General features: G+C 71.5%; 12 protein-coding genes, 1 other RNA gene and 1 pseudogene. 5 read left to right on the top strand and 9 right to left on the bottom strand.

From position 1 onward, the window contains the following. Positions 1-4: 4 nt before the first annotated feature. Entirely contained in the window at positions 5-1,915 is a 1,911-nt protein-coding gene (locus tag ACZ5SK_RS02910; protein ID WP_334580672.1) for a DUF2075 domain-containing protein, read from the bottom strand. A gap of 248 nt (positions 1,916-2,163) precedes the next feature. On the opposite strand from ACZ5SK_RS02910, the gene ACZ5SK_RS02915 reads away from it, so the two are divergent. Together ACZ5SK_RS02915 and ACZ5SK_RS02920 are read left to right on the top strand one after the other, a co-directional pair. Continuing rightward, positions 2,164-2,514 (top strand): antitoxin VbhA family protein, encoded by a 351-nt coding sequence (locus ACZ5SK_RS02915; protein ID WP_334580671.1) that lies wholly within the window; start codon positions 2,164-2,166, stop codon positions 2,512-2,514. Beyond that, positions 2,511-3,083, top strand: a complete 573-nt coding sequence (locus tag ACZ5SK_RS02920; protein WP_457493670.1) for a Fic/DOC family protein — start codon at positions 2,511-2,513, stop codon at positions 3,081-3,083. The genes ACZ5SK_RS02915 and ACZ5SK_RS02920 overlap by 4 nt, the downstream gene beginning before the upstream one ends. Before the next feature lie 245 nt (positions 3,084-3,328). On the opposite strand, the gene rnpB is transcribed toward ACZ5SK_RS02920, so the two are convergent. The 6 genes and pseudogenes from rnpB to ACZ5SK_RS02950 form a co-directional block, all read right to left on the bottom strand. Continuing rightward, positions 3,329-3,731, bottom strand: an RNA gene (gene rnpB, locus ACZ5SK_RS02925) — RNase P RNA component class A. Between the two features lie 100 nt (positions 3,732-3,831). Then, positions 3,832-4,662: pseudogene (locus ACZ5SK_RS02930) on the bottom strand (DMT family transporter); the annotation flags it as partial. A 25-nt stretch (positions 4,663-4,687) separates the two neighbouring features. Continuing rightward, a complete protein-coding gene (locus tag ACZ5SK_RS02935) occupies positions 4,688-5,473 on the bottom strand; it encodes a helix-turn-helix domain-containing protein (RefSeq protein ID WP_468575220.1) in 786 nt (261 codons plus the stop codon). Positions 5,474-5,585: 112 nt separating this feature from the next. Further along, entirely contained in the window at positions 5,586-6,095 is a 510-nt protein-coding gene (locus ACZ5SK_RS02940; protein WP_443041352.1) for a TetR/AcrR family transcriptional regulator, read from the bottom strand. A 19-nt stretch (positions 6,096-6,114) separates the two neighbouring features. Then, the gene (locus ACZ5SK_RS02945) at positions 6,115-6,624 is read right to left on the bottom strand and encodes a DUF4260 family protein (protein ID WP_334580544.1); all 510 of its coding nucleotides are present in this window, start codon (positions 6,622-6,624) and stop codon (positions 6,115-6,117) included. Between the two features lie 154 nt (positions 6,625-6,778). Further along, complete coding sequence (locus tag ACZ5SK_RS02950; protein WP_334580543.1) at positions 6,779-7,408, bottom strand: TetR/AcrR family transcriptional regulator; 630 nt, start codon at positions 7,406-7,408, stop codon at positions 6,779-6,781. A gap of 63 nt (positions 7,409-7,471) precedes the next feature. Here ACZ5SK_RS02950 and ACZ5SK_RS02955 point away from each other — a divergent pair, with 63 nt between their 5' ends. Beyond that, positions 7,472-9,094 carry an FAD-dependent monooxygenase gene (locus ACZ5SK_RS02955; RefSeq protein ID WP_468575177.1) on the top strand — a complete coding sequence of 541 codons (1,623 nt, stop codon included), beginning with the start codon at positions 7,472-7,474 and terminating at the stop codon, positions 9,092-9,094. Positions 9,095-9,151: 57 nt separating this feature from the next. Here the strand turns inward: ACZ5SK_RS02955 and ACZ5SK_RS02960 are convergent, their stop codons facing one another. Further along, positions 9,152-10,651, bottom strand: coding sequence for an RNB domain-containing ribonuclease (locus ACZ5SK_RS02960; RefSeq protein ID WP_468575178.1), 1,500 nt, complete (start codon positions 10,649-10,651; stop codon positions 9,152-9,154). A 78-nt stretch (positions 10,652-10,729) separates the two neighbouring features. On the opposite strand from ACZ5SK_RS02960, the gene yaaA reads away from it, so the two are divergent. Both yaaA and eda read left to right on the top strand, forming a co-directional pair. Beyond that, positions 10,730-11,521, top strand: coding sequence for a peroxide stress protein YaaA (yaaA, locus tag ACZ5SK_RS02965; protein WP_457493674.1), 792 nt, complete (start codon positions 10,730-10,732; stop codon positions 11,519-11,521). 107 nt (positions 11,522-11,628) lie between these two features. After that, complete coding sequence (gene eda, locus ACZ5SK_RS02970; RefSeq protein ID WP_334580539.1) at positions 11,629-12,297, top strand: bifunctional 4-hydroxy-2-oxoglutarate aldolase/2-dehydro-3-deoxy-phosphogluconate aldolase; 669 nt, start codon at positions 11,629-11,631, stop codon at positions 12,295-12,297. Here eda and ACZ5SK_RS02975 read toward each other — a convergent pair. Next, positions 12,269-13,783, bottom strand: a complete 1,515-nt coding sequence (locus ACZ5SK_RS02975) for a bifunctional RNase H/acid phosphatase (RefSeq protein WP_334580538.1) — start codon at positions 13,781-13,783, stop codon at positions 12,269-12,271. The genes eda and ACZ5SK_RS02975 overlap by 29 nt on opposite strands. Between the last annotated feature and the right edge of the window lie 24 nt (positions 13,784-13,807).

A 13,807-nucleotide genomic window follows, 5' to 3' on the forward strand; every position in this document is an offset into this window, starting at 1 on the left:
GCGCTCACGGCCGCAGAAGGGGCTCCTCGATCGCGGTAGGCCGTGGCTCCGGTCGGCCGGACACCAGTTCCCGTAGCTTCTCCCGGGTCTCCGGATCGGTCGAGTACACGATCGTGCCGACCATGCCCCGCGTCAGCAGCACTTTGTACGTGTTGCGGATGAGACGATCCACGTCGGTGTCCGGTGTGGACTTCTTGAACACCGGGTCCTTGGACGCGGCGCGGTCGGTGATCCAGCGGTCGCCCCGCCAGACCAGGTCCGGGCCGATGATGACGCCGGACCAGTCGTACTCGAACCCCTGGGCGGTGTAGACGCAGCCGATCTGCCCGAAGCCCGCAGGGTCGGTGGCCCACAGAGCGGACGGAGGCGCGCCGGAGACCGACCGGTCCCCGCGCAGGTTCCAAGGCCGGGCCCAGCCCCCGATGACGACGTCGGGAGGCAGTGGATCGCCGGGCTTGGGCTCGTGGGACCACCGCCAGCAGTAGCCCGCGGACATCCGGGCACCGTATTTCTCGGCTCGGCGGGCGTCGAGGAACGCCTCCAGTTCCTCAGGGCTGTCGGCGACCAGCAACTGCATGCGATCGTCGGGCTCCCACACGACCGGCCCGCCGGGCTCGAGGCCGAGAAGCCGGACCACCCAGCGCAGGTAGGCGTCGCTGCCTCCGCAGCGGAACTGGCTGTCCAGAGGGACCACATGACAGTCGATGCCCCGTCTGGCCGCGGCCTCACGGATTTCGTCCACGGTGCCCATCTCACCGGGACGCACCACTTGGTGCTCGTCGAGGAAGAAGACCGGTACGTGGGCGACGTCGATGAGTTCGTCGATCTGTGCCCTGCCGGTCCGCAGTGCCGCGCGGGTGTAGCGGTTGGCGGAGGTCTCCCGGATGCGATGCGCCTCGTCACAGATCAGGGCACCCAGGCTGTTCTTCTCGGTGCTCATGAAGCTGTTGAAGTACTTGAAGAGGTCCTGGACTTCCCGCTTCCGGGAACCGGCCACTTTGCGCATCGTCTTGGTGAACGACTGCGAGCCGGTCGCGTGGACCGCGGCCACACCCCTCCGGTACAGCTCGCCGAGCAGTTGGAGCGCGATCACGCTCTTCCCGGTACCCGGGCCACCGGTGACGATGACGACTTCCTTGTGGTCGGCGCGCTTCGACCTCTCCACCGCGTTGAGCACCATGCGGTAGGCGACCTGCTGCTCGTCGAGGAGGACGAACTGCTGTCGCTCCCGCACTTCCTGGGCCGCCACGGACATCAGCTGCTTCGACGGCACGGTGGCGCCCGCGAGCAGTTCGTCGGCGGCGTGAGCACCTGGGTGCTTGTCGCTCAGCTTCGACCGGAGGTGGTCCAGGAACGCACCGCGGCGTTCTCCCGTGAAGAGTCGTCCCTGGCCGTCGCGCTCGATCTCCCGCAGCCCCGCCACCCCGAACTCGGTGGCGTTGTGCAGGAAGGCCACTCCCTGGATCCGCTGGCCGTGCTCGGCCACCGCGCCGTTGAAGTTGACCAGGTAGTCGCAATATCGCCGCACCTGCTCAACCGGATTGAGCACGGGGTGCGCGTAGGCGTCGACATGGCAGAGGGTGGGGTCGTCCTCGTGCGGAGCCGCCTGGCTCCACTGCTTCAACTCCACCACGACGTAGGACGGCTCCTGCGTGACCGGGTGCACTCCGGCGAGGACGACGTCGGCACGCTTGCTGTTCAGCGGTAGCGCGTACTCCAGCATGACCTCGACGTCGCCCAGGCCCGCGTCGTTGAGCGCGGCGGCCAGGACGGGGATGCTGCGCTCCCAGGAACGCATCTCCGAGGCTCCGGGCCGATAGCCGTGCATGTGGACGAACTGGTCGGTGAGGTGCAGGAACAGCGAACCGTCGAGTGCCATGACGGCGACCGTTTTCGCGGACGCGCGGAACAGCAAGGACTTCCCCCAGGCAGCACGAAATGACTCGTGCGGGTGGGGGCATGTCCTTCGAAACTCCACCGGAGTGGAACGGAAGCCCGTCGGGCCGCGTTGACGATGTGTCCGAGGGTACCTGGCGGTACTCACAGTCGTACTGGTGGTCGCCAGTGGCGGCAGCGGGCACCGTCCGCCCGAGGCGGGACACTCACCGGAATCCGTACTAGAATCTGTACAGAATCAAGCCTCTATATGGGTACGGTGACAGCATGGAGATTCCTGAGGTCGTGACCGTCAGCGACGCGCGCGCGCGACTGTCGCGGATTCTGACCGACCTGTCGGAGTCCGGCGCGGATGCCGACCCGGTCTTGATCGGCGCCCACCGCAAGCCCCAGGGCGTCCTCCTGTCCGTCGAGGCCTTCGAGGCGCTGAGCGGCCGAGCGGCACGACGTGCGGCCGTCGCCTCGGCCACCGGCTCCATTGAGGCCGAGGGGCTCCACGCCTCCGAGGCCTCCGACCGCGACACCGAGGCGTATGTGAAGGGCGACCTCGACGCGGACACCCTTGTCGCCCGCGCGATCGCCCGCCACCGCCAGACTTCGGAGCGGCGGGCAGGGTGAACGATCCGTACGCCATGCCCAACGGTGTGCTGCGCAACAAGCTCGGCATCACCGACCATCAGCTGCTCGAGGCAGCGGAGGCGGACATCACCCGGGCGCGGCTCGTCATGCTCGCCGAACACCCTCTACCCGGCGCGTACGACCTCGGCCATCTCCAGGCGTTCCATGCCATGATCTTCGGCGACATCTATCCGTGGGCAGGCGAGTTACGCACCGTGAACATCGCCAAGCGCACGCCGTTCTGCCCGGCGAGAAATCTGGTGCCCTACGCCGGAGAGGTCTTCGGCCGTCTCGCCTCCTCCGGTCATCTTCGGGCTCTCCCCCGCCAGGAATTCGTCATCCAACTGGCCACGTTGTATGGCGACATGAACGTCCTCCACCCGTTCCGCGAGGGCAACGGCCGCACCCAGCGGGCGTTCCTGTCCCAGCTCAGCACAGACGCGGGATACGACCTGAACTGGTCGGGCACAGACCCCCAGCGCAACGAGGACGCCTCGGTGAAGAGTTTCCTCGGCGACAACAGCCTGTTGGAGCAGCTACTCAACGAGCTCGTCACCACCGCAGGGTGACGCCCGTACGACCGCACGCCAGGGACCGGTTCTCGTTGAGGGTCGTCGGGTGGTGGGACCGGCGGACCTTCTTCGTCAGCAGTTGGCTGGCCTCGGACTGGAGCGCGCCGCGCAGGCGCCGAACACGGTGTAGCTGACAGGGACCGGCGCAGCGGTGGGCACTCCGCGGATCATCTCCCAGGCAAGCGATCCCTAGAAACCGCCCAGGCCAGAGGCCCTTTCCCGGGCAAAGCCGCAGGTGGCGGCAGACGAGTCGGGCTGTACGCCGGGTTCTGTTCCGAGGGGTCTCGCGACGTCCTCGGCGACGGCCATCCATCTAGGGTCGGCGTTGCCGCCGGCCTCGTGCGGTCTACCCGCGGACTCGGGCGGGCAGCCCTCGAACGTCCGCGCAGAGCACGTGTTACCGCGCTCCTTTTGACCTTGCTCCAGGTGGGGTTTACCTAGCTGCCCAGGTCGCCCTGGGCACTGGTGGTCTCTTACACCACCGTTTCACCCTTACCGGGGGCCGAAGCCCTCGGCGGTCTGTTTTCTGTGGCACTGTCCCGCGGGTCACCCCGGGTGGCCGTTAGCCATCACCCTGCCCTGTGGAGCCCGGACGTTCCTCGGGAAGCCCCTAAGGGGACTCCACGCGGCCGTCCGCCCGGCTCGTCTGCCGTGTCGACCATGTTACCGGGCGCGGGTCCTCCTTCTGTCCCGCCGGTCCGGTCGCCGGTCCAGTCGTCGGTCCCGCCGCCGTTGCCAGGACGGAGCCCGCCAGGATCAGGGTGAAGGCGGCGACGATCGTCGGGGTCAGGGGCTCGTCGAGGAACAGGGCGCCGGCCGCCACCGCCACCGCCGGGTTGACGTAGGTGAAGACCATCGCGCGGGTGGGGCCCACCTCCTTGATCAGTTCCAGGAAGGCGACGAAGGCGAGCGCCGTGCAGACCACGCCCAGGCCGATGAGGGCGGTCAGGACCGACGGGGAAGGCGTCTGCGCAGGCCAGGTCATTGCCGCGGCCGGCGCGTAGACCAGGGCCGCCAGCGCCAGGCAGGGTGCGGTGAGCTGGAGGGTCGGTACGTCCTTCAGCGAGCGTGCCGCGATCAGGGGCGCCGTCGCGTACCCCAGCACCGTCAGGAACACCTCCCCCAGGGAGCGGGCGTCGCCGCCGGTGAGGTGCGGCACGGTGAGGACCGCGACGCCCGCCAGGCCCAGCGCCAGGCCGGTCACCCGCCGTACGCCCAGCCTCTCCGTGTCGCCGAAGAAGCGGGCCAGGGCGACGCCGACGATCGGGACGCCCGCGATCAGCAGGCCGGCGGTGGAGCTGGACAGGTGGCGTTCGGCGTCCGTGAGCGTGAACCACGGGACGAGGATCTCAATGCACGCGAAGGCCAGCATGGGCAGCCAGTGGGTGCGGACGGTCCGGAACAGGCCGCCGCCGCGCAGCGCGAAGGGGAGCAGGAGGGCGGCGCCCAGGGCGCAGCGCGTGAACACCACCATGGACGGTGACAGCGGGGCGTCCACCGCCACCTTGATCATCAGGTAGGGGATGCCCCACACCACTCCCATCAGGGAGAACAGAAACCAGCCGCGTGCAGTCATGCGGGGAGTGTCGGCCGGATCCCGGTCAGGTGTCTTGAACGCTGTTGCGGTACGCCGCCGGCGTCACGCCCATGACGCGGCGGAACCAGCGGGTGAGGTGGGCCTGGTCCGCGAAGCCGACCAGGGAGGCTGCCTCGGCCGGGCGCAGGCCGGCCTCCAGCAGGGCTCTTGCCCTGTTCACCCGGTACTGGGCCAGCCAGGCGTAGGGCGGTATGCCGGTCGTCGCACGAAAGGCGCGCAGTAGTTGGTAGCGGGACAGGCCCAGGTCGGCGGCGAGGTCGGAGAGGGAGGGCGGGGTGAGGAGTTCGTCGGCGAGACGGTCGCGGACGGCGTGGGCGATGCGCTCGGCGCCGGGGATCGTGTCGCACACCGGGCGGGCCGTGGAGTGGCGGCGGGCGAGGGCCGTCAGCAGCCACGGGAGGCGGGACTCGGCCTCCAGCGGGTCGGGGCAGGCGGCCAGGTCCGTGTGGGCGCGGGCCAGGGCGACGGCCAGTTCGGGGTCGTCGATGACGGGGTCGTGGAAGTGCGGGAGGTCGCCGACGGCGCCGTCCGTCAGCAGCGACACCGGCGCGTAGAGGGCGCGGTAGGCGTAGCCGCCGTCGGGGGTTCCCGGGCCGCCGGTGTGCATCTCGCCGGGGGCGAGCACGACGATGGAGCCGGGACCGAGGCGGAGGCGGCCGCCGCGGTAGTCGATGACCTCGGAGCCGCCCACGCACACGCCGACGTTGAGCTCCTCGTGGGCGTGCGGGGCGTAGACGTGCCGTTCGAAGCGGGCGGTGAGCAGGTCAAGGGGCGGGCCGCAGCGGCCCATCCGGGCCCTCGTCCACCATGCCTGTTCACGGCTCACGCGCCACCCCCTGGAACCTGAGTTCCTCGTGCTTCCCCATGGGTTCCTCGTGCTTCCCCTTGAGTTTTTCGTGCTTCTAAGGGTGCAACGCCTTCAGGCCGCGGTTCCATGCCGACGGGAGGTCGGCGTCGTCCGGAAACCGGCCGTGGATCTCCAGGATCACCATGCCGTGGGCGAAGGCCCAGGTCGCGCGGGCCAGGTCGAGGTCGCCGCCGCAGGCCCGCAGCAGCGGCATCGCGGCCCGGTCCTCCAGGCCGGGCGGGAGCGCGGCGCGGGGCAGGGGGCGTTCCGTGGCCAGGCAGTACAGGTGGGGGTGGGCGAGCGCGTACGTCCGGTACGCCCGCGCCAGCGCGGTGAGCGAACCGGGTTCGTGTTCCTCCGCCGCCTCCAGGGCCGCCGCCGACTCCTGGAGCATCTGGGCCGTCAACTCGACCTCGACGGCGTGCTTGTCGGGGAAGTGCTTGTAGAGGGAGGGCGCCTTGATGCCGAGGTGATCGGCCAGGGCGCGCATGGTGAGCGCGGCGGGCCCGGCCTCCTCCAGGAGGGTCCGGGCGGCCGTCGCGATCTCTCGGGCGCGCGGGGTCAGTCGTTCGGACAGCAGCTGGTCAGCCACGCTGGAAGCCCTCCTTCGTGCGCAGTCCGTAGCCGAAAGCGCGATCGTACGAGATGTGCGCGGCCCAGCCGCACAGGGCGGCGAAGAGCGGGGCCCAGGTGAACGGGCCGAAGGCGTAGAGGGCCATGAGCGCGAGCGGGACGAGGGCGCGGTGCATCGCGTTGTAGTACGGCACCGCGCGGGGCGGGAGCTGGCCCTTCGCCATGCGGGGCGCGTCGTCGAGGGCGACGAGGAAGGTCAGGTCCGGGGCGATGAAGAAGGCGAACGCGAGGGTTCCGGCGAGCCAGCCGTGGTTGACGCCCTCCAGGACCGCGAACGCCGACCAGAACAGCGCGCCCGCGAGCCAGGCGGTGCGGCGGACGAGGGCGAGGGGGGAGCGGGTGGCGGCCGTGGCGGCCGTAGCAGCCGTGGCGACTGTGGCGACCGTGGTCATCTTGCCGGTCTCGGCTGTCTTGGCCGCCTTGGTCGTCTCGGCTGTCTTGGCTGTGGTGGTAGTGCTCATGGCTGCTGCCTCCTTGGGCATGCTTTCCACATTCCATCCCTGGCTAACACCGTTAGCCCCGACAGCCAGAACTGTAGGGCTAACGATGTTAGCCGTCAAGGAGTCCAGCCAGGACCACCCACCCGACACCCGGGCCAGTCGGTCAGCCGACCCGTCAGCCGACCCCGAACACCCCCTCCAACGCGTCGAAGGCTGCCGTCATCCGCGCCCGGTGCTCGTCCATGACGGCCGCCGCCCGCTCCCCCGCGAGCAGACGGCGTGCGGTGGCGACGTAGACCGAGCGGTAGGCCGCGACCGTCAGGGCGGCCACGAGGTGCGGGTCCGGGAGGTCGGGGGCGGTTTCCGCGAAGGTTCGAGCCAGGGCCTCCTCCACCTCCTCGACGCCCTCGCGGGCACGGGCGCGCAGTGCGGGCGAGTCGATGACGACCCTCCAGAAGTAGGGGAAGTCGTCGTCGATCCCGCCCAACGGGTGCCGTTGATCGAGGAGTTGGAGAGCCAGGGCACGGAGGGCGGCGAGCGGGCTCTGGGCGGGATCGCGTTGTCTGACCGCTTCCGTGAACATGTCCACGGCCTGGGGGATGCGGTCGAGGAAAAGGTCCTCCTTGCGCGGGAAGTAGTTGAAGACGGTCATCGCGGAGACGTCCGCCGCCCTGGCGACCTCCGCGACGGTCACCTCGTCGAAGCCTCGCTCTACGAACAGGCCGGTCGCCACGTCCGAGATCCTCTGCCGCGTGGCCTGCTTCTTGCGTTCCCGAAGGGACGGTTCCGTTTTCCCTTGCTCCATCTTGACCTCCATCCTGAGGAAAAATATAGCGGACATAAACTTTTAGTCACTACAGTGAAGTGCATGACAAAGCTCAGGACAGACACTGAATACGACGTCGTGGTGGCCGGCGCCGGGCCGGTCGGGCTGATGTTGGGGTGTGAGCTGGCGCTCGGCGGGGCGCGGACGCTGATCGTCGAGCGGCTGGCCGAGGTGGACGAGACGATCAAGGCGGGCGCGATCAACTCCCCGACCGCCGTGGCCCTTTACCGGCGCGGACTGCTGCCCGCGCTCGCGGAGGTCCAGGACGCGGCGATGAGCCGGTTCCGGGAGTTCATGAAGGCGCGGGGCGCGGAGGCCGGCGCGGGGGCCGTGCCGCCGCCGAAGTTCGCCGGGCACTTCGCCGGGATCATGCTGAGCGCCGACCTGCTGGACGACTCCGACCCGGCCTTCGCGGACCTCGGACCGGTCGACGGCATCGGGCTCGTCCCGCAGGCGACGCTGGAGCGGCTGCTCGGCGAGCGCGCCCGGGAGCTGGGCGTGGAGGTGCGCCGCCAGGTCGAGCTGACCGGCTTCGACACCAACACCGACACCGACACCGACGCAGACGCAGACACAGACACAGACACAGACGACGATGACCAGGACGGCGTCACCGTACGCCTCACCCGTGGGCGGGACGTGCGTGCGGGCTGGCTCGTCGGATGCGACGGCGGACGCAGCACCGTCCGCAAGCTCGCCGGGTTCGACTTCCCGGGCACGCCCCCGGAGATCACCGGGTACCAGGCGATCGCCGACATGACCGGGACGGAGGGGCTGCGGCGCGGCTGGAACACGACGGACGTCGGGACGTACGTCCACGGTCCGATGCCCGGCCGTGTCCTGACGGTGGAGTTCGACGGGCCGCCCGCCGACCGCGAAACACCCGTCACCGCCGAGGAGTTGCAGGCCAGTGTGCGCCGCGTGACCGGGGTCGACGTGACGGTGGACAAGGTGCACTCGCTGACCCGGTTCACCGACAACTGCCGTCAGGCGAGCAGCTATCGCGCGGGCCGGGTGCTGCTCGCGGGCGACGCGGCCCACGTCCACTCGCCGTTCGGCGGGCAGGGACTCAACCTCGGCATCGGGGACGCGATGAACCTCGGCTGGAAGCTCGCGGCGGTGGTGCGCGGGCACGCTCCCGAGCGGCTGCTCGACTCGTACACACGGGAACGGCATCCGATCGGCGCCTGGGTGCTGGAGTGGACGCGGGCCCAGATCGCGCTGATGCGCCCCGAGTCGCATGCGCGCGCCCTGCGCGAGGTGGTGACCGGTATGACGCAGACGGTCGACGGCACCACCTACCTGGTCAAGAAGATCTCCGGCGTCTGGCAGCACTACGACCTGCCCGGCGACCACCCGCTGGTCGGCCGCAGCGCCCCCGACCTGGAACTCACCGACGGCACCCGGCTCGCGGACTGCCTGCACGGCGGACGCGGCCTGCTGCTCGACCTGGCCGACGACCCCAAGCTGCGCGCCCGTGCGCAGGGCCACGCCGACCGGGTGGACGTCCACACCGTCGCCGCCTCCGACCGTCCGGAGCTCACGGCGCTGCTCGTACGGCCCGACGGGTACGTGGCGTGGGCGGCGGCGGACACGGGGGACGGCCTTGCGGACGACACCCTGGAGGCGGCGTTGGAACGCTGGTTCGGCCCGCCCGTCTTCTGACGACGACCGCGCAGTGCAGGGCTGCCACGCGCCCTACGGGGCAGGGCTGTCAGGCTGTCAGGCGGGTGTGAAGCGGATCGTCGGCACCATCGGATCGGCCTCCGTGAGGCGAACGCGCAGCCGCCCGCCCAGCGGAAGAGGAGTGCCGGTCTCACCGGTCTCGCCGGTCTCGCCGGTCTCGCCGGTCTCGCCGGTGTCGACGGTCTCGCCGGTGTCGACGCGGCCGATGACCGCCGGGGAGTCCAGCTGGACGGTGCCGGCGGTCGGTCGGCGCTCGTCCACGTCCACCACATGGCCGTCGAACACCTCGCCGACCCGGTCCTTCAGCAGGGCGGCCTCGACGATGTCGACGCAGCCGCGCTCGACGGCGTTCGCGCGGCGGCCGCCCTCCGCCATCTCCTTCGGCAGGGCGTCGAGCTCGGCGAGCACCCAGTCGGGCGGTGCGTGACCGGCGCCGGCGGCGAGGCAGAGCTCGGTGGTGTGACGGTCGGCGAGGCGGCGGAGCGGGGCCGTGCAGTGGCCGTACGGGGCGGCGACGGCCGCGTGGGTGGTGATGGTGGGGAGTCTTCCGTCGCGGAACACGGTGTAGCCGGCGCCCCGCAGCAGGGTCGTGCACTCCTGGAGGAAGGCCGCGTGGCGCGGCTCGTGCGGGTCGAGGGAGCGGATGAGCTGCGCGTACGAGACGTGGTGCGGCCAGTCGATGCGCAGGGCGTGCGCGGTGCGGCGCAGACGGCCCACCGCGCCGTCGGGAGCGGCGGGGAGCGTGCGCAGGACGCCCGTGCCCGAGGCCAGCATGAGCTCCGCCGCGGCCATCCCGGTGAGGAGGGAGAGCTGCGCGTTCCAGCCCTCGGCGGGCAGCGGGGCCCGGTAGGTCAGCTCGTAGGCGTGGTCGTGCTCGACGACCTCCTGCTCGGGCACGCCCAGGGAGATCCCGCCCCGCTCGGCCTCCAGCCCCTCCCTCAACTTCCCTACGATGGAGAGGAGTTGGACCGGTTCCTCGGCTGTGCCCGCGTCGATCTGCTGCTGCACGCCCGCGTAGTCGAGCTTGGCGCGGCTGCGGACGAGGGCGCGGCGCACGTCGACGGCGACGGTACGGCCGTCCGCGTCGAGGTCGACGGTCCACAGGGCGGCCGGGCGGTCGCGGCCGGGCAGCAGACTGGCGGCGCCCTCGCTCAGCACGGCCGGGTGCAGCGGGACCTTGCCGTCGGGAAAGTACAGGGTGTTCACCCGGCGGTGCGCCTCGGCGTCCAGCCGGCCGCCGGGGACGACGAACGCGGCGAGGTCGGCGATGGCGTACCGGACGCGGTAGCCGGCGCCCTGCCGGGAGAGGTGCAGCGCCTGGTCGAGGTCGGTGGAGGTGGGAGGGTCGAGGGTGAGGAAGGGGATGTCGGTGGCGTCGTACGAGGGCAGGGACGGGGCCTTGGCGACCCGCTCCGCCTCGGCGAGGACCGCGAGCGGGAAGGCGGCCGGTGCGCCGAGTCTCTTGCGCAGTGCGGTGAGGGCGGCCCGGAGGGGGGCTTCGGGCGCGCCGGTCACGCGGATGTGGCGGCGGGGCATGCAACGAATGTAGGACCGGGTACGCCGGGCGGCACGTCGTACGCTGGCGCGGCAGAGCTCTACCGAAGGAGATCCACCGTGCTGGTCCTGTTGCCGCCCTCCGAAGGCAAGGCGTCCTCCGGGCGCGGCGCCCCGCTCAAGCCGGAGGGACTCTCCCTGCCGGGGCTGGGCGCCGCCCGCGAGGCCGTCCTCGACGAGTTGGTGGAGCTGTGCGCGGCCGACGAGGACAAGGCGCGCGAGGTGCTCGGGCTGAGCGAGGGGCTGCGCGGCGAGGTCGCGAAGAACACGGAGCTGCGTACGGCGGGCGCGCGGCCGGCCGGGGAGATCTACACCGGTGTCCTGTACGACGCCCTCGGCCTGGCCTCCCTCGACGCGGCGGCGAAGAGGCGCGCGGGCCGGTCGCTGCTGGTGTTCTCCGGGTTGTGGGGAGCCGTCCGGGTGACGGACCGCATCCCGTCGTACCGCTGCTCGATGGGGGTGAGGCTGCCGGGGCTGGGGGCGTTGGGCGCGCACTGGCGCACGCCGATGGCGTCGGTGCTGCCCGAGGCGGCCGGGGGCGGGCTGGTGCTGGACCTGCGGTCGGCCGCGTATGCGGGCGCGTGGAAGCCGAAGGGCGAGGTCGCGGGGCGGACGGCGAGCGTGCGGGTGCTGCATGCGCCGACCCGGAAGGTCGTCAGCCACTTCAACAAGGCGACGAAGGGGCGGATCGTCCGGAGTCTGCTGACGGCGGGCATCGCCCCCAAGGGCCCGGCCGAGTTGGTGGAGGCGTTGCGGGACCTCGGGTACGTGGTGGAGGAGCAGGCGCCCCCGCGGGCGAAGGCCGGGACGACGGCCTGGACGCTGGACGTGCTGGTGGACGACGTGCACTGACTCCTGACTCCTGACTCTGACTCCTACCGGAACGCAACCCACCAGCTGTTTTGCAGCATGCGCAATGACCTTTGCACATGCTGAACGGCGCGGGCAGGATGAGGCGCATGACCTCACCGCTGCCCTCGTCCTCGGCTGCCTCGGTACTGGATCTGGCGCCGGCTCCTGTCGTGCCCGTGGTGGTCGTCGAAGACGCCGCCGACGCCGTACCGCTGGCGCGGGCGCTGGTGGCCGGCGGGCTGACCGCGATCGAGGTGACGCTGCGGACTCCTGCCGCGCTCGACGCGATCCGGGAGATCTCCGGGGCGGTCCCGCAGGCGGTCGTCGGGGCCGGCACGGTGATCGCGCCAGAGCAGGTGACGGCGTGCGGGGCGGCCGGGGCGCGGTTCCTGGTGAGCCCTGGATGGACGGACGCCCTGCTGACCGCGATGCGGGCGTCCGGGCTGCCCTTCCTGCCCGGGGTGTCGACCACCTCGGAGGTGGTGGCGCTGCTCGAGCGGGGGGTGCGGGAGATGAAGTTCTTCCCGGCACAGGCGGCGGGCGGTACGGCCTATCTGCGGTCGCTCGCCGGACCGCTCCCCCAGGCCCGGTTCTGCCCGACGGGCGGCATCGGCCCGGGCAACGCGCCGGAGTATCTGGCACTGCCCAACGTCGGCTGCGTGGGCGGGAGTTGGATGGTCCCGGCGGACGCGGTCACGGCCCGGGACTGGGCCCGGATCGAGGGCCTCGCCAGGACCGCCTCGTACCTCAGGGCCGAAGGTGGGACGTGTCGTTGAGGAGGCGGACACTGGCGTTGCCGTCCGCGTAGTAGGCCACCGCCGACAGCGATGCCGCCGACAGTTCCATGCGGAACAGTGACTCGGGCGGCGCGCCCAGGGCGAGCCGTACGAACGTCTTGATCGGCGTGACATGAGTGACCAGCAGGACCGTGCGGCCCGCGTACGCCGCGACCAGCTTGTCGCGGGTGGCGGCGATCCGGGTGGCGGTCGCCGCGAAGCTCTCGCCGCCGCCGGTCGGCTCGGCCTCCGGGTCGGCCAGCCAGGCGTTGAGGTCGTCGGGGTAGCGCTCGCGGACCTCACCGAAGGTCAGCCCCTCCCAGGCTCCGAAGTCCGTCTCGATCAGCCCGTCCTCGACGGTGACCTCCAGACCGAGGCGGGCGGCGACGGCCCCCGCGGTCTCGCGGGTGCGGGCGAGCGGGGAGGCGAGGATGTGCTGGATGGTCCCGCGCCGGGCGAGCGCGGCGGCGGCCCGCTCGGCCTGCTCCCGGCCGACGTCCGAGAGGGAGGGATTGGTGCCGCCGCTCCCGGAGAACCGCTTCTGCGGAGTGAGCGGCGTCTCCCCGTGCCGCAGCAACACAAAGGTCGCCGGCGCCCCAAGATCAGGTGCCGCACCCCACCCGACGGAGGGAGCGGCGGAGGCGGCGGCGGACGCGGGGGGTGCGGCGGTGGAGGCGGAGGGCGCGGCGTCTGCCAGGCCTTCCGTCACCTCTGCTAGGCCGTCCGCAGCTTCTGCTGGGCCGTCCGCAGCGTCTGCTGGGCCTTCCGCTGCCCCTGCCAGGCCCCCCGCCACTTCTGCTGCGGCGGGAGTGACGGGGGAAGCGGCCGGGGCGGCGACAGTACGGGCGGCGCGACGGTCGGCGTCGGTCTTCGCGCCGGTTTCCTGGGCGGCTTCCCGCTCCTGGGCTGGGCCGCCAGACCCCTGTGCTCCGGTGCGGGAGCGGGACAGGGCCGCTCGGGCCTTTGCCGCGCCTGCGGTGGCGTCGCCAGGCGGGCCGGAGGGGACAGGGGCGGCCGGGGGTGCGGTGGTACGGGCGTCGAGCGCGGCGCGGGACGCGCCCGCGTCCCACTGTTCGCCGCGCCTGCCCGCGTCCATCGCCTCGTTCGCCAGGCGGTCGGCGTGCTTGTTCTGCTCGCGCGGGATCCACTCGTAGGTGACCTGCCCGGGCGGGAGGACCCGGGCCGCCTCCGCGGCGAGCGGCTTCATGTCGGGGTGCTTGATCTTCCAGCGGCCCGACATCTGCTCGACGACCAGCTTGGAGTCCATGCGCACACGCACCGTGGCCGTCGGGTCGAGGTCCCGGGCGGCCCGCAGGCCGGCCACCAGTCCCCGGTACTCGGCGACGTTGTTGGTGGCGACGCCGATGTACTCGGCCCGCTCGACGAGGGTCTCCCCCGTCGCCGCGTCGATCACCACGCTGCCGTAGCCCGCGGGCCCCGGGTTGCCCCGCGACCCGCCGTCGGCCTCGACGATGAACTCCCGCACGACGTAAGCCCCTTACCGTGTGAA

This window comes from Streptomyces sp. NPDC031474 (assembly GCF_055581185.1).

Coding starts and splice junctions, on each gene's coding strand:
- eda (WP_334580539.1), top strand. CDS start 11,629: ATGACCTCACCGCTGCCCTCGTCCTCGGCTGCCTCGGTACTGGATCTG.
- ACZ5SK_RS02915 (WP_334580671.1), top strand. CDS start 2,164: ATGGAGATTCCTGAGGTCGTGACCGTCAGCGACGCGCGCGCGCGACTG.
- ACZ5SK_RS02945 (WP_334580544.1), bottom strand. CDS start 6,624: ATGAGCACTACCACCACAGCCAAGACAGCCGAGACGACCAAGGCGGCC.
- ACZ5SK_RS02955 (WP_468575177.1), top strand. CDS start 7,472: ATGACAAAGCTCAGGACAGACACTGAATACGACGTCGTGGTGGCCGGC.
- ACZ5SK_RS02950 (WP_334580543.1), bottom strand. CDS start 7,408: ATGGAGCAAGGGAAAACGGAACCGTCCCTTCGGGAACGCAAGAAGCAG.
- ACZ5SK_RS02960 (WP_468575178.1), bottom strand. CDS start 10,651: ATGCCCCGCCGCCACATCCGCGTGACCGGCGCGCCCGAAGCCCCCCTC.
- ACZ5SK_RS02935 (WP_468575220.1), bottom strand. CDS start 5,473: ATGGGCCGCTGCGGCCCGCCCCTTGACCTGCTCACCGCCCGCTTCGAA.